Origin of the sequence: Streptomyces sp. NPDC017520 (genome assembly GCF_044329855.1) — a bacterium.
Lineage (GTDB): Bacteria > Actinomycetota > Actinomycetes > Streptomycetales > Streptomycetaceae > Streptomyces.
In genome coordinates this window covers 78,546-96,896 of record NZ_JBIRKB010000010.1, presented here as the reverse complement: position 1 = coordinate 96,896, position 18,351 = coordinate 78,546, and the positions used below count along the sequence as shown (strand labels likewise).

Here is an 18,351-nt window from a genome sequence, read left to right as displayed (position 1 = left end):
GCTCCAACTTTCTCCACACTCAGGACAAAGGTTCTCGGTCGGGGCTCACACAGGCGCCGTGGAAGGAGTCAGGCGCGGGGCGAGGAGACAGGGGCGGCGGACGGTCAGGGGCAGCGGATGACCTGGCCCGCGTAGGAGAGGTTTCCGCCGAAGCCGAAGAGGAGGACGGGCGCGCCGGAGGCGACCTCGCCGCGCTCGACCAGCTTGGACAGCGCCATCGGGATGGAGGCGGCCGAGGTGTTGCCGGAGTCCACCACGTCCCGGGCGATGACGGCGTTGACCGCGCCGATCTTGCGGGCGACCGGCTCGATGATCCGCAGATTGGCCTGGTGCAGAACGACTGCCGCCAGATCCTCCGGGGCGACACCGGCCTTCTCGCAGACCCGGCGGGCGATCGGGGGGAGCTGGGTGGTGGCCCAGCGGTAGACGGACTGGCCCTCCTGTGCGAAGCGCGGCGGCGTCCCCTCGATCCGGACCGCGTTGCCCATCTCCGGCACCGAGCCCCACAGCACCGGTCCGATGCCGGGCCCCTCCGGGGTGCCGGGGGCCGTCGGGTCGGCGGTGACGACCGCCGCGCCCGCCCCGTCGCCGAGCAGGACGCAGGTGGAGCGGTCGGTCCAGTCCGCGATGTCGGCCATCTTGTCGGCGCCGATGACCAGCGCCCGGGTCGCCGCACCGGCCCGGATCGCGTGGTCGGCGGTGGCCAGCGCGTGCGTGAAGCCGGAGCACACCACGTTGATGTCCATCACCGCGGGCGAGCCCATGCCCAGCCGTGCCGCGACCCGCGCCGACATGCTCGGGGACCGGTCGATCGCGGTGGAGGTGGCGACGAGGACCAGATCGACGTCCGAGGGCGCCAGCCCGGCCGTGGCCAGCGCCTTGGCTCCCGCGTGCGCGGCCATCTCGTCCACCGGCTCGTCCGGGCCACCCACATGGCGGGTCTTGATGCCGACCCGGCTGGTGATCCACTCGTCGCTCGTGTCGACCATGGCCGCCAGATCGTCGTTCGTGAGCACCTTGGCGGGCTGGTAGTGGCCGAGCGCCACGACACGTGAGCCGGTCATACGGGTTCCCATCGTCGGGTAGGGCAGGAAACATCCAGTCTTGGTCGCTACCGCCGGGTACGGGGGCACGTGATCCCACAGGAATCCGGCCCACACGTTGGAGCCTTGACAACAGCCTGGTCAGCGTGCTCGGGCAGTGACGGCGACACGCCGGTACGGGTGCCGGACAATGACGGGGTCGGGTTCCGGCTTCGCCCATCCGGACAGAAGCCATCGCACACAGACAGAATCGGGGTTCACACCCATGGGACGGGCCACCGAACGCCGCCGCACCCTCCGCATCCGGGACGGTGCCGTCTCCTCCCGCGCGGACACCCTGGTGGCGGAGGAACCTCTGGAGATCCGCCTGAACGGCCGACCGCTGGCCATCACCATGCGTACGCCGGGCGACGATTTCGCGCTGGCGGCCGGCTTCCTCGTCAGCGAGGGGGTGATCGCCGAGGGGGACGAGGTGCGGTCGATCGTCTACTGCGCCGGGGCGACGGCGGACGGGGTGAACAGCTACAACGTGGTGGACGTGAAGCTCGCGCCCTGGGTCCGGGTCCCCGACATCACGCTGGAGCGGAACGTCTACACCACCTCCTCGTGCGGCCTGTGCGGCAAGGCCAGCCTGGACGCGGTACGCACGACGACCCGGCACCCCGTGGCCGACTCTCCCCCGGTGCGGGTAGCCCCGGAGCTGTTGTCCGCCCTCCCGGACCGGCTGCGGGCCGCGCAGCGGGTCTTCGACCGGACGGGGGGTCTGCACGCCGCCGCGCTCTTCTCCGAGGAGGGCGAACTGCTGGACGTCCGCGAGGACGTCGGCCGGCACAACGCGGTCGACAAGTTGGTGGGCCGGGCGCTGACGGACCACCGGCTGCCCCTGTCCCGGGCCGTACTGCTGGTCTCGGGGCGGGCCTCGTTCGAGCTGGCGCAGAAAGCCGTGATGGCGGGGATCCCGGTGCTCGCGGCGGTTTCGGCGCCGTCGTCCCTGGCCGTTGACCTGGCGGCGGAAAGCGGACTGACGCTGGTCGGCTTCCTGCGCGGCCCGTCGATGAACGTGTACGCCGGTGAGCACCGGATCGCGTTGGGGGCGGCGGTACGCCAGGGCTGAGGCGCGGAGGGGGCGCCGGCTACCGGCTACCGGCTACCGGCTACCGGCTACCGGCTACCGGCTACCGGCTACCGGCTACCGGCTACCGGCTACCGGCTACCGGCTACCGGCTACCGTAACCGGCGGGTCCGACAACGCCTCGGAAGCGGGATCCGCATCCGCCAGGTTCCCGGGCGGCTCGGGATCGAGGGAGCGGCGCTTGGCGATCACCGCGCAGACCATCAACTGCATCTGGTGGAAGAGCATCAGCGGCAGTACCGCGAGGCTCGCGTGCGCCCCGAAGATGACGGTCGCCATCGGCAGCCCGGCCGCCAGGCTCTTCTTCGACCCGGCGAACTGGATGGCGATCCGGTCCGCCCGGCCGAACCCGAGCCGCCGCGCCCCGTACCAGCTCAGGGTGAGCATCAGGGCCAGCAGGACCGCCTCGGCGGCGAGCAGCGCGCCGAGCCGGGCCGGGGTGACCTGGCGCCAGACGCCGGCGACCATCCCCTCGCTGAACGCGGTGTGGACGACAAGCAGGATCGCCCCCCGGTCGACCAGGCCGAGAGCCTTCTTGTGCCGGGTGAGGAGACCGCCGACCCAGCGGCGCAGCAGCTGTCCGGCGAGGAACGGGACGAGCAGCTGAAGCACGATCCTCAGCAGGGAGTCCGCCGAGAACCCGCCCCCGGTCGAACCGAGGAACAGGGCGGCGAGCAGCGGGGTCACGAGGATCCCGGCGAGGCTGGAGAAGGATCCGGCGCAGATCGCGGCGGGCACGTTGCCCCGCGCGATCGAGGTGAAGGAGATGGACGACTGGATCGTCGAGGGGACCAGGCACAGGAAGAGGAAGCCCGCCTGGAGCTCGGGCGTCAGCACGTACGGCACCAGTCCGCCGCTCGCCAGCCCCAGCAGGGGGAAGACGACGAAGGTGCAGGCCAGGACGGTGAGGTGGAGGCGCCAGTGCCTGAGCCCGTCGAGCGCTTCGGCGGCGGAGAGCCGCGCCCCGTAGAGGAAGAACAGCAGGGAGACCGCGCCGGTGGAGACCCCGCCCGCCATGTCGGCGGCGGTTCCCCGGGCGGGCAGCAGCGCCGCGAGGGCCACGGTCGCGGCCAGCGCCAGAAGGTAGGGGTCGACCGGCAGCCAGGACGGCGGTCTCGGGATGCGGCGGGTCATCTGCTCGGGGTCTCCAGGGGTCGGTCCGCCGTGCGGGCGGTCCGCCGTGCGGGCGAACCACCATGCGGGCGGCGGGCGGGCCGTTTCGGCGTCCATCCTGCTCCCGCTCCCGCCCATCGGGAATCACGCATACCGCTCTGACTGTCATCACGGTTCCCGATAACGTGGGCCCATGGACGCCACGTACGACCCCACCCAACTGCGTACCTTCCTCGCCGTGGCCCAGACCCTGAGCTTCACCCAGGCCGCGCGCAGGCTCGGGATCCGCCAGTCCACGGTCAGCCAGCACGTGCGGCGGCTGGAGGGGGCGGCCGGGCGGCAACTGTTCGCCCGGGACACCCATCGCGTCGATCTCACCGAGGACGGCGAGGCGATGCTCGGCTTCGCCCGGACGATCCTGTCCGCGCACGAGCGGGCCGCAGCGTTCTTCGCGGGCACCCGGCTGCGTGGTCGGCTGCGCTTCGGAGCCTCCGAGGACTTCGTACTGACCCGGCTCCCCGAGATCCTGGAGTCCTTCCGCCGCGACCATCCGGAGGTCGAGCTCCAGCTCACCGTGGAGCTGTCCGGGACGCTGCACCGGCAGCTCGCGGCGGGCCGGCTGGACCTGGTCCTGGCCAAGCGGCGGACCGGTGACACGCATGGCGAGCTGATGTGGCAGGACGCGCTGGACTGGGTCGGCGCGCCGCAGCTGCGGGTCGATCCGGAGCGCCCCGTGCCGCTGGTCGTCTTCCCGCCGCCGGCCATCACCCGCGCCCGCGCCCTGGAGGTGCTGGAGGAGCACGGGCGGGCCTGGCGGATCGCCTGCACGAGTACGAGCCTGAGCGGCCTGGTCGCGGCGGCGCGGGCGGGCCTGGGGGTGATGGCGCACTCCCGGGGGATGGTCCCGCCGGGGCTGGTGCCGGTTCCGGCCAGGGCAGGGTTGCCGGAGCTCGGCGGCGTCGACTTCGTCCTGCTGTACGGGGACCGCCGGGGCGCGGCGCAGGAGGCGGCCGACGCGCTGGCCTCCGCGATCCTGGCGGGCGGCGACCGCTTGCACCGCGGGACCGGCGGCGGGGAAGGACCGTAGCCGCCCCCGCGGACTCACGGTGGTCGCCGTCTTCGCGGTGATCGCGGTGATCGCGGTCTTCGGAGAGATCGCAGCCTTCGGAGTGATCGCGGTGGTCGCGGTCTTCGCGGTGGTCGGTGGTCGGTGGTCGGTGGTCACCGTGGTCGCAGCGGTCGGATTTGGTGGAGATTCCGGCGCGAGCCGCTTACCCCTCCGTCAGAACTGGGCCGGACGGACGCCCGAGCCTTGCCCATCTGGCCGGATTTCGACGGTTGACCTGGGCGGACGGCACGGTGTCCGAGCGGTCCGGGCCCCTCCCGCCGGGCCCCCGCTTGGGGTAGCGTCGCGGCGCTGTGCGGAGCGCCACGAGGAGCATGTCATTGCGCGATTTCACTGTCCCACCCCTGCCGGCGGCACCTCAGGTCGGCGGTCTGGCCGATGTGGTCTTCGACTACGCGGAGGACGATCCGCACCGCGTCGCGCTCGGTCGCAAGGACGCCGGGGGCCAGTGGCGTGATGTGACCTCTGCGGACTTCCGCGATCAGGTGCTGGCCCTGGCCAAGGGACTGATCGCGCACGGGGTGCGGTTCGGCGACCGGGTCGCTCTGATGTCCCGTACGCGCTACGAGTGGACGCTCTTCGACTTCGCGCTCTGGACCGTCGGAGCCCAGTCGGTGCCGGTCTACCCGACCTCCTCCGCCGAGCAGGTCCTGTGGATGCTGTACGACGCCGAGGTGGTGGCGGTGATGGTCGAGCACGAGGACCACGCGATGACCGTCGGCTCGGTGATCGACCGGCTGCCGCAACTGAAGCGGCTGTGGCAGCTGGATGCCGGAGCGGTGGACGAGCTGTTCGGGGCGGGTGCGGATATCGACGACGAGGTGGTGCAGCGGCACCGGCGCGCGGTGACGCCCGACTCCGTGGCGACCGTCATCTACACCTCGGGGACGACGGGCCGCCCCAAGGGGTGTGTGATCACCCACGCGGGCTTCATGTTCGAGAGCGACACGATGGTCACGCGCTGGGAGCCGGTGTTCCACTCCAAGCCCGGCGAAGAGGCGGCCACCCTCCTCTTCCTGCCGCTGGCCCATGTCTTCGGGCGGATGGTCGAGATCGCCGCGGTCCGCGGCCGGGTCAAGCTCGGCCACCAGCCGGAGCTGTCCGCGAACGCGCTGATGCCGGACCTGGTGACGTTCCGGCCGACGTTCATCCTGGCGGTGCCGTACATCTTCGAGAAGGTGTTCAACGGGGCCCGCCGCAAGGCCGAGGCGGAGGGCAGGGCCGGGCCGTTCGACAAGGCCGTCGATATCGCGGTGAAGTACGCCGAGGCCATGGAGCAGAAGGCGTTCGGGGCCGGTGCCGGTCCCTCGGCCGGGCTGCGGATGCAGCACCAGTTCTTCGACAAGGTCGTCTACAAGAAGGTCCGCGACGCGATGGGCGGCCGGGTGCGGCACGCGATGTCGGGCGGCTCGGGCATGGACCGCCGGCTCGGGCTGTTCTTCGCGGGCGCCGGGGTGAGCGTCTTCGAGGGGTACGGGCTGACCGAGTCGACCGCAGCGGCGACGGCGAACCCTCCCGAGCGCACCCGGTACGGCACGGTCGGCCGGCCCATCCCCGGAACGTCGGTGCACATCGCCGACGACGGCGAGGTGTGGTTGCACGGGCCGAACGTGTTCTCCGGCTATCTGGGCGACCCCGGGGCCACCCGGGCGGTGCTGCGGGACGGCTGGCTCGCCACCGGGGATCTCGGTGCGCTGGACGAGGACGGCTATCTGACGATCACCGGGCGGAAGAAGGAGATCCTGGTGACGTCCGGCGGCAAGAGCGTCTCCCCGGCCGGTCTGGAGGAACGCGTACGGGCACATCCGCTGGTGGCGCAGTGCATCGTCGTCGGCAACGACCGTCCGTACATCGCGGCGCTCGTCACCGTCGACCAGGAATCCGTGGACCACTGGCTGGCGATGCGGGGCCGCACCCCGCTCGGCCCGGCCGACCTGGTGCGGGACCCGGACCTGGAGATGGAGGTCCGCCGGGCGGTGGTGGCCGCCAACACGGCGGTGTCCCAGGCCGAGTCGATCCGTACGTTCCGGATCCTGGCCCATCCGTTCACCGAGGAGACGGGGCTGCTGACGCCCTCGCTGAAGCTGAAGCGCAAGGCGATCGAGACGGCGTACGCGGTCGAGGTCGACGCGCTGTACCACTGACCCGGCGGCGGCGCGGCGACACGGTCGAGGCTGCCGAAGGGGGGTGGGAATGCTGTGGCCTGCCCGGTCGTTGTCGTGGGGAGTTATCAACCGACGACGTTAGGATCGATCGCTCGTGAGCCAGGTCCCCTCCATCACCCTCAACAACGGCCTCGACATGCCGCAGCTCGGTTTCGGCGTCTGGCAGGTGCCGGACGACGAGGCGGAGAAGGCGGTCGCCACGGCCATCGAGACCGGGTACCGGAGCATCGACACCGCCGCGATCTACGAGAACGAGACCGGCACCGGCAAGGCCATCACCGCCTCCGGCATCGCCCGGGACGAGCTCTTCGTCACCACGAAGCTGTGGAACAGCGAGCAGGGCCACGACAGCACCCTGCGTGCCTTCGACGCCTCGCTGGAGAGGCTCGGCCTGGACTACGTCGACCTGTACCTGATCCACTGGCCGGTGCCGGCGAAGGACGCGTACACCGACACGTACAAGGCGTTCGAGAAGATCCTCGCCGACGGCCGCGCGAAGGCCATCGGCGTGTCGAACTTCCCTGCCGAGCACCTGAAGCGGCTGCTCGCCGAGACCTCCGTGGTGCCGGCCGTCAACCAGATCGAGCTGCACCCGCAGCTCCAGCAGGCCGAGCTCCGCGCCTTCCACGCCGAGCACGGCATCGCCACCGAGGCGTGGTCGCCGCTGGGCCAGGGCAAGGGCCTGCTGGAGGTGCCGACGGTCGTCGCCATCGCCCAGAAGCACGGCCGTACACCCGCCCAGGCGGTGCTGCGCTGGCATCTGCAGACCGGCAACATCGTGATCCCGAAGTCCGTGACGCCCTCGCGGATCAAGGAGAACCTCGACGTGTTCGGCTTCGAGCTGGACGCCGACGACCTCGCCGCCTTCGCGGCCCTGGACGAGGGCAAGCGGCTCGGCCCCGACCCGGCGGAGTTCAACGTCGGCGCCTGAGCGTCCGGCCGGCGGCGCCCCCACCGTGATCCCGGTGGGGGCGCCGTCGTCAGCCGGTGCGCCGGCGGCAGCACGGCAGTACACAGGTCGAACCGGGGAGACAGGGAACATGAGCGGCGAACTCACGCCCGTCATCGAGGCGGGTCCGTACCGCCTGCGCAACGTCGGCAGCAAGCTGGTGCTGGAGGTGTACGGCGCGGCCAAGGGCAGTGGGGCCCGGGTCCAGCAGGGCGAGGACGACGGGACGGCCGCGCAGGTGTGGCGGCTGGCCCCGGTGCACGAGGGCGCGGCCCTCTTCCACCTGGTCAACGAGAACAGCGGGAAGCGGCTCGACGTGGCCAATGCCGATACGTCGAACGGCACCCGCATCCAGCAGTGGAAGGCCAACAACTTCGGCGCCCAGGAGTGGCTGATCGAGCAGCACGCGGAGGCGCCCGGAACGGTGACGCTGGTGAGTTTCATCAGCGGGCTCGTCATGGAGGTCGCGGACCGTTCCACCGAGGACGGCGGCACGATTCAGCAGTGGGAGGACACCGACTCCCCCTTCCAGTGGTGGCAGTTGGAGCCGGTGTCGTAGGTCCTGGCGGGGCAGCGGGGTAGTCCGGGACAGCGTCGCGGGTTCAGTCGCGGCGGCCGAGGTGGACCGTGCGGGCGGTGAGCAGGTGGACATCGGGGCGGTGGTGGAGGCCTTCGGGGTCCTCGGGGTCCAGGAGCCGGTCCAGCACCGCGCTGTCCTCGGCCGACAGCAGGTCGCCCAGTACCTCCCGCTCGCGGGTGATGCTCGCGACGACATGGTCGCGGGCGGGACCCGGGAGCGGGGCGGGCAGGTCGAGGAGGAAGCTCCGGGTGCCCTGCGGGACGAGGCCGACCGCGGTGAAGAGCGCACTCCAGTCCTCGGTCTCCCGCTTCGCTCCCGGGAGTTCGGACCGCATGTGCTGGAAGCGTGTGGCGGCGGCCGCGCCCATACGGGCCTCCAGGCCGGGCTCTCCGATGCCGATGTCGCGGGGCAGCCGTCGGGTGGGCAGGCCGCCCTCGACCAGCGCGACCGTGCCGCCGGGCCGCAGGAGTCCGGCGAAGCCTGCCAGAGCGGCGCGCTGGTCGCCCAGGTGGTGCAGGGAGTTGCCCGCCCAGACCAGATCGGCCTCGCCCAACCTGTCGAAGATGGCGGGGAGTTCGGCCTCCAGGGTCTGGAAGCGATCGATCACGCCGAGGCGTCGTGCGCGGTTCTTCGCGCGTTCCAGAAGGGCGGGCGTCGCGTCCACCGCCACTACTTCGGCCTCGGGGAAGACCTCGGCCAGCAGGCAGGAGACGACGCCGGGGCCGCTGCCGATGTCCAGGACCCGGCGGACCTTCGGCGCGGTGGGCAGGGCGGCGATCCAGCGGGCCGCCTCCTCGTACTGTGCGCCGCCCAGTTCGGCCTCCTGCTCCAGCAGGGGTCCGAGGACGTCCCAGTCGATGTCCGTCGCGGGGTCGCCGCCAGAACCGTGCACGTGGGCGTGCGCGTGTACGGGCGTGGCGGGTGCGTGCGCGTCGTGGTGGCCGTGACCGGCGTGGCTGCTCATGGGATCAGCCTCCCCGAAGGGCGGTCGCCCGGCAATCTTCTTTGCCGGTCCGGCAAATCGAGGCGGCCGGCTGCTGGTGGGGTTCAGGGGGTGGCCCGGAGGGCGGAATTCCTGGCCGACCGGGCCGGCGGAGTACGCCCCGTGTACACCGACCGAACGGTAGGCGCAGCGCACATATTGCCGGGGTGCTCCTGGGCCCATAACTTGCCCTTATGGAGCTCGAGTTGCGCCATCTGCGAACGGTCCGTGCCATTGCCGACACGGGCAGCCTCACCAAGGCGGCCGCCACCCTGGGGCTTGCCCAGCCTGCCCTCAGCGCTCAGCTGCGGCGGATCGAGAAGGCCCTGGGCGGCGCTCTGTTCGACCGCGACCACACCGGGGCGCGGGCCACCCCGCTCGGCGAACTGGTGCTGGGGCGGGCCCGGGTGGTGCTGCCCGCGGTCAGTGAACTCCAGGCGGAGGCGGTGCGGTTCGCCAATGCCACGGGGTCGCTGGACCGGTTCCGGCTGGGCGGCACGCACGGCCCGCTGCTGGGCGGCCTGGTGGACCGGATGGCCGCCGCCCACCCGTCGGTGCCGGTGTCGACGTACACCTCGTGGTCGGTCGCCGAGATCGCCTCGATGGTGGTCGACGGCCGGCTGGACTTCGCGCTGATCGGAACGTGCGGCGAGAGCCCGCCGCCGCTGGCGGACCGGCTGGTCTGGGAGGTCGTCGGGGTGGACCCGGTCTTCGTGATGCTGCCGGAGGATCACGCCCTGGCCGGGGAGACGGAGCTGGAGCTGGCGGCCCTCGCGGACGAGTGCTGGGCGGACGTCCCCGGCGAAGGCTGCTTCGCCGACTGCTTCACCGCGGCCTGCGCGCGATCGGGGTTCACCCCGGTGTCGGTGTACGAGACGGACACCGCGTCCGTCGTCCATCTGGTGCAGGTGGGGCGGGCGATAGGGCTGTGCCGGGCGACGTTCCCGCCGGCGCCCGGCCTGGTGACCAGACCGCTGGCCGGCGCGCCGCTCAGCTGGCGTCATCTGGTGGGCTGGCACCCGCACTCCCCCGCCGCGGACGCCGCGGCGGGGACGGTGGCCGGCGCGACCCGCGCGGCTTACGCGGAGGCGGTGTCGCGCAGCCCGAGCTACGCCCGGTGGCTCGGCGCGCACCCGAGGTTCGGCACGGTGGCCTGAGCCCCGGGCGGGGGCCGGGGCCGGGGCCGATCAGCCCACCGCTGCGCGGCCCGGCGAGCTGATCGGCCCCGCCGGGCTATTCGGCGCCGTCGGACTATTCGGCGCCGTGGGCCGGGGCGGCGCCGGCCACCCGGGCGGCGAGCTCGAAGTCCTTCTCCGTGACCGCGCCTCCCGCGTCGTGCGTGTGGACGGACAGGGCCACCGTGTCGTATCCGAGCGTCAGGTCCGAGTGATGGTTCAGCTCGTCCTGGATCCGCGCGATGTGGACCGTCAGCGCGGCGGCGGCGAAGTGGGAGGGCAGCCGGAAGGTCCGGGTGATGCGGTCACCTTCCAGCGCCCAGCCGGGCAGTCTCTCCAGCCGGCGGTCGATCTCGGTCGGCGACAGCGGCTCTGCGCTCATGGAACGGCTCCCGTGGTTCTCGGTGGATCGGCGCATGCGTCACAGCGGGCCGGGGCGGCCCGTACCGACCCCGGCCCGCCGGTGACGTTACGGTCTTGGCATGACGACTGTCTTGCCCGACACGGGAGTAGGGCCGCTGCTGCGGGACTGGCGGGAACAGCGGCGCATCAGCCAGCTGGAGCTGGCCCTTCTCGCCGACTCCTCGGCCCGCCACATCTCGTTCATCGAGACGGGCCGCTCCCGGCCCAGTGAGGACATGGTCCTGCGGCTGGCCGAGAAGCTGAACGTCCCGGTCCGTGAGCGCAACGCCCTTCTGGTGGTGGCCGGTTACGCGCCCCGCTACGCGCAGACGCCGCTCGACGACCCCGCGATGGCCTCCCTCCGTGAGAGCCTTGACCAGCTGCTCGCCGCGTACGAGCCGTATCCGGCGCTCGTGGTGGACGGCACCTACGGGGTGGTGGCGGCCAACCGGGGGGTCGCCCTGCTGCTCGAAGGGGTGTCGGAGAAGCTGCTGGCCCCGCCGGTGAACGCCATGCGGCTCACCCTCCACCCGGAGGGGCTCGCCCCGCGCATCGTGAACCTCCCGGAGTGGCGGGCGGACCTGCTGGCCCAGATGGACCGCCAGATCGCCCTCGTACGCTCACCGGAGCTGCGTGCGCTGTACGACGAGGTGGCCGCCTATCCGGTCCCCGCGCGGGCGGCCGGGGCGGGCCGTCGCGCCGACGGTGCGGGCGGTACGGGGCGGGAGCGCTCCGTCGCGTTCGCGCTGCCGATGCTGCTCGAACACGGGGGCCGGGTCCTGTCGTTCGTGTCGTCGATCGCGACGTTCAACACGCCGATGGACGTGACGGTGGCCGAGCTGGCCATCGAGACGTTCCTCCCCGCCGACCGGGAGACCGCCGCCTATCTGCACGCGCACGTCCCGTCCTGACCCTGCCCCCGGGCCCTTCGGCCCCTGGCGCCACGACCTGCCGGGGCGGCCGGTCGTGGCGCCGGAGCGCGGGGTCACCTCAGACGCGCGCTCCGTTGTCGAGCGGATCGCGCCGGGACGCGCCCGCGCGCCCGCGCGCCGAGCCCTTCGCCTTCCCCTTCCCCTTTCCGGGGGCGGGCGGCGGGGCCTTGGCGCTCCGCTCCAGGACGAGGGCTCCGGGTACGGCGGTGAACGCCGAGGACCAGGTGCCGACACAGATGCCGATGAGCAGGGCGAGCGCGAAGTCGGCGAGCGAGTCGCCGCCCAGCACCGCGAGGGTGGCCAGGATGAACAGCGCGCCTACCCCGGTGTTCACCGTGCGCGGAACTGTCTGGAGGACGGCCCGGCGGGCGATGATGTCCAGCGGTGTCCGCCGGTTCGCCCCCCACGTCTCCCGTACCCGGTCGAAGACCACCACCGAGTCGTTGACCGAGTAGCCGATCACGGTGAGCAGGGCGGCCAGGAAGATGCCGTCCACCGGCCGTCCCAGCCAGGCGAAGGCCCCCACCACGAGAATCACGTCGTGCACCATGGCCCCGACGGAGGCCACGGCGAACGTCCAGCGGAACCGGACCGCCAAGTAGGCCAGCTGAACGGCGACGGCCGCCCCCAGGGCGATCAGGGCGTTGCGCCGCAGTTCGTCGCCGAGGCTCGGGCCGATCAGCTCGTCCCGTACCTTCGTCGTCTCGCCGCCCTCCTCGGCGAGGGCGGTCCGCAGGGCGTGTTCGCCGTCGTTGTCGAGCTTCCCTGTGCGTACGGACAGGTCGCCGTCCCCGGCCGTGGTGACCTCGGCGTCGCCGAACCCGGCGGCGGCGAGCGTGTCCCGGGCCGTCTCGACGTCGACCGGCCGGCTGGTGGAGTACTCCACCAGCCGGCCCCCGGTGAACTCCACGCCCAGATCGACGCCGCGCACCACGATCCCGGCCACGGCGACGGCGACCAGGGCCGCCGAGACGACGAGCCAGCGGACCGGCTTCCGGAAGAGCTTCGGGTCCTTGCGGACCAGCCAGGTCCGCACGCCGCCGGGGCGCGCGATGCCGTTCACGCTCCGGTAGTCGCCGACGAAGCTGAAGTTGGCGGCGATCTCGGTGAGCGCGCGGGCGATGACCAGCGCGGAGAACATCGAGGCGATGACCCCGATGGCGAGGGTGACCCCGAAGCCCTTGACGGGACCCGAGCCCAGGAAGAAGAGCAGTCCGGCCGCGATCAGCGTGGTCGCGTTGGAGTCGGCGACCGCGCTCCACGCCTTGGTGAATCCGGTGGCCAGGGCGGAGCGCAGGGAGCGTTTCGGCCGTTCGGCGCACTCCTCCCTGGCCCGTTCGAAGACCAGGACGTTCGCGTCGACCGCCATCCCGATCGCGAGAACGAAACCGGCGAGCCCGGGGAGCGTCAGCGTGACACCGAGAGCGACGAGCGCGGCGTAGGAGATCACCCCGTACGCGGCCAGCGCCACGGCGGCGAGCGCGCCGAAGAGTCGGTAGACGAGCGTGATGAAGAGTGCGGTGGCGGCCGCGCCGATGAGCGCCGCCCGGGCGCTCGCGTCGATGGCCGCCGCGCCGAGCGTCGGGCCGACCGTCCGCTGCTCGACGATCTCGACGGGCACGGGCAGCGCCCCGCCCTTGATGAGCAGCGCCAGGTCACGCGCCTCGTCCGCGCTGAACGAGCCGGTGATCTGGGTGGCCCCCGACGGCAGTCCGGCCCGGCAGCCGACCGAGGGGTCGACCTGCGGCGAGGAGATGATCTTCTCGTCGAGAACGATGGCGACCCTCCGGCGGTCGTCCCCGGCGGGATGGCAGGCGGCCTCGCCGGTCAGCCGCTTCCAGTCCTGACCGGCGTCCTTGCGGAATTCGAGCGAGACGCTCCAGCCGGCGCCGCCCTGCGCGTCGAAGCCCGCGGTGGCGTCCTCGACCCCCGCGCCGGAGAGCCGGGCGGGGCCGAGGGCGAGGGCGCGGCCCTGCTCGTCGGAGAGGGTCAGCCCGTCGGGGTCGGCGGTGGAACCGGGGTCGGCGGTGGGACTCGGGGCAGCGGGGGGACTTGGGGCGGCGGTGCCGGCGGCTGGGTCGGGGGCGGCGGCGGCGGGGTCGGAGTCCGAGGGCTTCTCGGCCGGTTCCCCGGCCGCCGGGCCCTCGACCGCGTGGAAGGTGAGCTGGGCCGTCCGGCCGATCACTTCGGCGGCCTGGCGCGGATCCTGGACGTCGGGCAGTTCGACGATGATCCGGTCCTCGCCGGACCGGGTCAGGGTCGGCTCGGAGACGCCCAGCGAGTCGATGCGCTGCCGCAGCACCTCCAGGGTGCGGTCGGTGGTCTCCCGGTCCGCCTCGACGGTGGCGGTGTCCCGGGCCTGGAGCACGATACGGGTGCCGCCCTGGAGATCGAGGCCGAGTCTGGGCGACATGGTCAGGCTGATGTAGACGGAGACGAGCAGCACGGCGACAGCCAGGACCGCTCGCACCGTGGTGGCGCGAGTCATGGAAATCCTCCGGTGGGGCGCCGAGCGCCCTCACCTCAGTGAGGACGCGGCGCCGGATCGGCAGAACAGGACGGCTGACCGGTCGTGGGACCGGTGGTCCTGCCCGGAGGTCCCCGGACGTCGGGGAGCGTGCCCCTGCGGCCGCCGGGTACGTCGGAGGAATCCGCGACGACGTGCTGCACGCCGGCGCGCGGCTCGGCCGCCCCCGGTGGAGCGGGCGTCAGCGCGTCGTGCGGCGGCGGCGGCGCGTGAAGAAGCAGGTACGGCCGGCCGGTGCCCGCCCGGGGGGCCTGCGCCGGATCGGCCGCCGCCCCGGACTGCTCGTGCCCGGCCTGCGCCACCGCACCCGCTCCCGCACCCGTGTACGCCTCGGCCACGACCCCGCTCGGGCGCTCCGGCCCCCAGCGGTCGGATCCGCCGAGACGCCCGACGCGGTACCGGGAGTCGTGCCCGGCGTGGTGCCCGACGCGGTACCGGGAGTCGTGCCCGGCGTGCTGGGGCTGCGGTGCGGTGGGTGCCGAGGCGGCGGTGGCGGCGGTGACGACGGGCGCGAGGCTCCGGGAGGTCGGCGGGGCGAGCGCGACGCCGGTGACCGAGGCGGCGCCGCCGACCAGGGTGAGGACGGTGAGGACCAGCGTGGCCAGCAGAGATCGCACCTGGGACGCGTTCGGCCGGGACGGTCCCGGGTGCGGCGTCACCGCCATCGGCCGAATCGCTCGGGCGACACCGTGGGGTGGCGGAGCACGGAGCTGAGGATCTGTCCGGCGCCGCGGACGACCGTGGTCGACGGGTCGTCGGCCAGGCGCACCCGGGTGCCGAGGCAGCGGGCGATGCGTTCGGGGACGTCGGCTCGCAGCGCGCCGCCGCCCGCGAGCACGGGGCCCTTGCGCAGGGCTCCGCGGATCGCGCCGTGCCGGTCGTGTCGCCACATGGACGTGATCATGTCGAGCACCGTGCGGACGAGGACGGCCGGCAGCTTCGCCGGATCGAGGCGGTCGAGGTCGTCGAGTCCGCTCTCGGCCTGCCGGGCGTCGGCCACCAGGCCGTTGACGAGGAGCGTGACCTCGGTCAGCTCGGCTCCCATGTCAACGACGAGAAGGGGGCCCGTCTCCCTCGGTCCGGCGTACGCTGCGGCGGCCCGGGCGCTGCTGAGGACCAGGACGCGCGACGTCCCGAGCCCGGCGAGCAGGGCGCGCGCGGCGGTGCGGTGTTCGGCCCCGGCGAGCACAGGGTGGCTGAGAACGATCACGCTGTCGCTGCGGTCGGGCCCCAGGGCCACGTCGGCGATGCGGCCGAGCAGCCGGCCGCAGGATTCGGGGTCGACGATGCGCCCGCGCCGGACCGGCCGCTCGTCGCCCCCGTGGGAACCGGAGCCGGGGAACGTGTCGAGAACCAGTCCCCGGCCGGGCACCCAGGCCCGGGTGCGGGAGCTGCCCAGGTCCAGGGCCAGCCCCCGGGCGGCCGGGGGCCGGCCCGGTGCGCCCTGGGTGCCCGGGGCGCGCAGCTGCTGGCCGCGCGTCCGGAACCCCCCGTGGGGACGCCCCGCCCCGAATGCCCCGGCACCGCTCCCGTCACGAAGCGGTCCGGGGCCCTTCCCCCATGGGCCCGCTCCCGGACGGAGCGGCCCTCGCCACTCGCCGGGCGCGGAGGTGAGCGGGCCGCGAACGGCCGGGACCGGAGTAACTGGATGAGCAGCGGTCGGGGCGGGGACGGCCGGGGCGGGGGCGGTCCGGGCGGGTTCCACCCGGTCAGATGCGTAGAGCCCGTGAAGCCGGTGAAGTCCGGGAGGCCCGGGAAACTTGTCGGGTGCTCCAGGTCCGCCGGGGACGGGAGACCTTCGGCCCGGACCGGCGTCCTCGGACGACGGCGGGACGGCGCGACCCGGTCGCTGCCCCTCGTGCACAGAACGCATCGTCCCTCACCCCCGGCCGCCCATCGCAGCCGCCCACGCACCCGTCGACGCCACTGATAGCGAGGCACGACCGAGCCCTCACTATGCAATACGGGGTGGTGGAACGCCACTTCCTCACTGATTCACAGGCGCACCAGCGCGGCGCGCACGGCAGCCGACCGGCTCAGGCCGCCTCCCCCGCCGCCAGGAATGCGCCGACCAGCTCCGCGAACTCCTCCGGCACCGCGATCCGGACCCCCAGGTCCTCCGCCTTGGTCCGCTTGGATCCGGCCTTCTCCCCGGCCACCAGCAGACTCGTGCGCTTGGAGACGCTGGAGGACGACTTGCCGCCGGCCCGCTCGATCAGCTCGTTCATCTGGTTGCGCGACAGCTTCTCCAGCGCTCCGGACATCGCGCCCGTGACCACCACGGTCATCCCCGCCAGGGGCAGCGCGGAGCCCGTTTCGGCGTCGCCACCGGCTTCCGCGTCCGCGCCTGCCGCCACGGCCTCCTCCTCCGTCCCCGGCTCCGGAGGCGGGGTGGCCCCCGGCTCCGTCATGGACACCCCGGCAGCGACGAGCTTGTCGATCAGCGGCGCCAGCTCCACCAGCTCGGCGACCACCGCGGCCGCCTTCTCCTTGCCGATGCCGTCGACCCGCTGGAGCGTCTCCGCGTCGGCGGCGACGATCCGGTCCATCGTGGCGAAGTAGCGCGCGATGCGACGCGACATGGAGCGCCCCGTGCCCCGTACGCCCAGGGCGCAGAAGACCCGGGACAGCGGCCTGCTCCGGGCGGTTTCGATCGCCGCCAGGAGGTTGTCCGTGGAGGTCTCCCCCATCCGGTCGAGGGCGAGCAACTGCTCCCGCTCCAGAGTGAACAGGTCCGCGAAGTCCGCGACGAGGCCCGCGTCGACGAGCTGGACGACCCGTGTGGAGCCGAGGCCCTCGATGTCGAGCTGATCGCGCCCCGCCGCGTACGAGACGGAGGCGACCAGACGGCAGTTACGGCCCCGGGTGCAGCGCCAGCGCTGCTCGCTCGTGTCGATGCCGGAGCCGCACTGCGGGCAGCACTCGGGGAAGGCGATGGGCGTCTCGTCGCCGGTGCGCAGGTGCACCACGGGGGCCTCGATGCGCGGGATGATGTCGCCGGCCTTGTAGACCATGACCTGGTCCCCCAGCCGCAGGTCGCGGCGGGTGATGTCGGCCGGGTTGTGCAGGGTGGCGTACCCGACGGTGGAGCCGTCGATCTCCACGGGCTCCAGGACGGCGCGCGGCGCGATGATGCCCGTGCGCCCGACGTTCCACTCGACGGCCAGCAGGCGGGTGATCTTCTCCACGGCGGGCAGCTTGTAGGCGATGGCCCAGCGGGGCGCGCGGGTGCCGGAGCCGGCCTCGCGCTGGTCGGCCGCCAGATCAGCCTTGATCACGATCCCGTCGATGCCGAACGGCAGCGAGGCGCGCAGGGCGCCTATCCCGTCCACCCGGGCCTGGACCTCCTCGACCGTGGTGGCCCGGAGCGGCGCGACGTCGGTGCCCGCGGCCGTGTGCACGCCGAGATCGGCGACGTACGCGAGGGTCTCGCTGTGGGGCAGTTCGGCGAGGGTCCCGGCGACCTCTCCGGAATCGGGCAGCGGCAGCGCGCCGTAGGCGAAGAAGGTCGTCTCCACCCGGTAGGCGCGGTCCTTGGCGCGCAGGGTGCCCGCGGCCCCGTTGCGCGGGTTGGCGAAGGGGGCGCCGCCGTGTTCCGTACGGATCGCGTTGCCCTGTTCGAACTGCTCGTTCGTCATGAGGATCTCGCCGCGCACCTCGATGGTGACCGGGGCGGCCAGCCGCTCCGGCAGGCCGACGACGGCGCCGGCCGCGTGCGAGACGTCCTCGCCCGCCGTGCCGTCGCCCCGGGTGATGAGGCGCTCCAACCGGCCGTCCCGGTAGCGCGCGGCGACCGCCAGGCCGTCGAGCTTCGGCTCCACGCTCCACGCGGTGACCGGTCGGCCGATCCGCCGCTCCAGCGACGCGGTCCAGGTCACGAACTGCTCGGCGGAGAACACGTTGTCCAGCGAGAGCATGGGCACCGTGTGCGGCACGTCGCCGACGGCGGCCCCGCCCGCGACCTTGCCCGTCGGCGAGTCGGCGAGCACCTCCTCCGGGTGGTCCGCCTCGTACGCGGCTATTCCGCGCGCCAGCCGGTCGTAGGCGTCGTCGTCCAGCGCGCTCTCGCCCGTGGCGTAGTACGCGGCGGCGGCGAGGGAGGCCTCTTCCACCGCGGCGGCATAGGCGGCGGCATCGGCGAGCACAGCAGCTGAGTTCGTCATGGCCACCATTCTTCCGCCCACCACTGACAACGCCCCCGGCCCTCGGCTGAACGGGGCGGCCG

General features: G+C 73.0%; 15 protein-coding genes. 7 read left to right on the top strand and 8 right to left on the bottom strand.

Annotated features, from left to right (window positions below; all coding sequences use genetic code 11):
• Positions 1-104: 104 nt before the first annotated feature.
• Entirely contained in the window at positions 105-1,064 is a 960-nt protein-coding gene (locus tag ACH4KB_RS23970; RefSeq protein ID WP_398067940.1) for a beta-ketoacyl-ACP synthase III, read from the bottom strand.
• A 244-nt stretch (positions 1,065-1,308) separates the two neighbouring features.
• On the opposite strand from ACH4KB_RS23970, the gene fdhD reads away from it, so the two are divergent.
• Positions 1,309-2,157: a formate dehydrogenase accessory sulfurtransferase FdhD gene (gene fdhD / locus ACH4KB_RS23965; protein ID WP_398067939.1), complete on the top strand. Its 849-nt coding sequence runs from the start codon at positions 1,309-1,311 to the stop codon at positions 2,155-2,157.
• Positions 2,158-2,253: 96 nt separating this feature from the next.
• On the opposite strand, the gene ACH4KB_RS23960 is transcribed toward fdhD, so the two are convergent.
• The gene (locus ACH4KB_RS23960) at positions 2,254-3,309 is read right to left on the bottom strand and encodes a bile acid:sodium symporter family protein (RefSeq protein ID WP_398068140.1); all 1,056 of its coding nucleotides are present in this window, start codon (positions 3,307-3,309) and stop codon (positions 2,254-2,256) included.
• Between the two features lie 172 nt (positions 3,310-3,481).
• Between ACH4KB_RS23960 and ACH4KB_RS23955 the strand changes: the two genes are divergently transcribed.
• The 4 genes from ACH4KB_RS23955 (at position 3,482) to ACH4KB_RS23940 (ending at position 8,087) form a co-directional block, all read left to right on the top strand.
• On the top strand, positions 3,482-4,375 hold the full coding sequence (locus tag ACH4KB_RS23955) for a LysR family transcriptional regulator (protein WP_398067938.1): 894 nt from the start codon (positions 3,482-3,484) through the stop codon (positions 4,373-4,375).
• A gap of 383 nt (positions 4,376-4,758) precedes the next feature.
• Entirely contained in the window at positions 4,759-6,558 is a 1,800-nt protein-coding gene (locus ACH4KB_RS23950; RefSeq protein ID WP_398068139.1) for an AMP-dependent synthetase/ligase, read from the top strand.
• Between the two features lie 115 nt (positions 6,559-6,673).
• On the top strand, positions 6,674-7,510 hold the full coding sequence (locus tag ACH4KB_RS23945; RefSeq protein ID WP_398067936.1) for an aldo/keto reductase: 837 nt from the start codon (positions 6,674-6,676) through the stop codon (positions 7,508-7,510).
• Between the two features lie 109 nt (positions 7,511-7,619).
• Entirely contained in the window at positions 7,620-8,087 is a 468-nt protein-coding gene (locus ACH4KB_RS23940) for an RICIN domain-containing protein (protein WP_398067935.1), read from the top strand.
• 43 nt (positions 8,088-8,130) lie between these two features.
• Here the strand turns inward: ACH4KB_RS23940 and ACH4KB_RS23935 are convergent, their stop codons facing one another.
• The gene (locus ACH4KB_RS23935) at positions 8,131-9,072 is read right to left on the bottom strand and encodes a class I SAM-dependent methyltransferase (RefSeq protein ID WP_398067934.1); all 942 of its coding nucleotides are present in this window, start codon (positions 9,070-9,072) and stop codon (positions 8,131-8,133) included.
• A 212-nt stretch (positions 9,073-9,284) separates the two neighbouring features.
• On the opposite strand from ACH4KB_RS23935, the gene ACH4KB_RS23930 reads away from it, so the two are divergent.
• A complete protein-coding gene (locus ACH4KB_RS23930) occupies positions 9,285-10,247 on the top strand; it encodes a LysR family transcriptional regulator (protein WP_398067933.1) in 963 nt (320 codons plus the stop codon).
• Between the two features lie 94 nt (positions 10,248-10,341).
• On the opposite strand, the gene ACH4KB_RS23925 is transcribed toward ACH4KB_RS23930, so the two are convergent.
• On the bottom strand, positions 10,342-10,647 hold the full coding sequence (locus tag ACH4KB_RS23925) for a 4a-hydroxytetrahydrobiopterin dehydratase (protein WP_398067932.1): 306 nt from the start codon (positions 10,645-10,647) through the stop codon (positions 10,342-10,344).
• 100 nt (positions 10,648-10,747) lie between these two features.
• Between ACH4KB_RS23925 and ACH4KB_RS23920 the strand changes: the two genes are divergently transcribed.
• The gene (locus ACH4KB_RS23920; RefSeq protein WP_398067931.1) at positions 10,748-11,578 is read left to right on the top strand and encodes a helix-turn-helix domain-containing protein; all 831 of its coding nucleotides are present in this window, start codon (positions 10,748-10,750) and stop codon (positions 11,576-11,578) included.
• Between the two features lie 79 nt (positions 11,579-11,657).
• Here ACH4KB_RS23920 and secD read toward each other — a convergent pair whose 3' ends face one another.
• From secD to ligA, 4 genes are all read right to left on the bottom strand, one after another.
• Positions 11,658-14,087, bottom strand: coding sequence for a protein translocase subunit SecD (secD, locus tag ACH4KB_RS23915; RefSeq protein ID WP_398067930.1), 2,430 nt, complete (start codon positions 14,085-14,087; stop codon positions 11,658-11,660).
• 35 nt (positions 14,088-14,122) lie between these two features.
• Positions 14,123-14,743 carry a hypothetical protein gene (locus tag ACH4KB_RS23910; protein ID WP_398067929.1) on the bottom strand — a complete coding sequence of 207 codons (621 nt, stop codon included), beginning with the start codon at positions 14,741-14,743 and terminating at the stop codon, positions 14,123-14,125.
• 38 nt (positions 14,744-14,781) lie between these two features.
• Positions 14,782-15,498: a rod shape-determining protein MreC gene (locus tag ACH4KB_RS23905; RefSeq protein ID WP_398067928.1), complete on the bottom strand. Its 717-nt coding sequence runs from the start codon at positions 15,496-15,498 to the stop codon at positions 14,782-14,784.
• Between the two features lie 664 nt (positions 15,499-16,162).
• The gene (ligA, locus tag ACH4KB_RS23900) at positions 16,163-18,298 is read right to left on the bottom strand and encodes an NAD-dependent DNA ligase LigA (RefSeq protein ID WP_398067927.1); all 2,136 of its coding nucleotides are present in this window, start codon (positions 18,296-18,298) and stop codon (positions 16,163-16,165) included.
• Between the last annotated feature and the right edge of the window lie 53 nt (positions 18,299-18,351).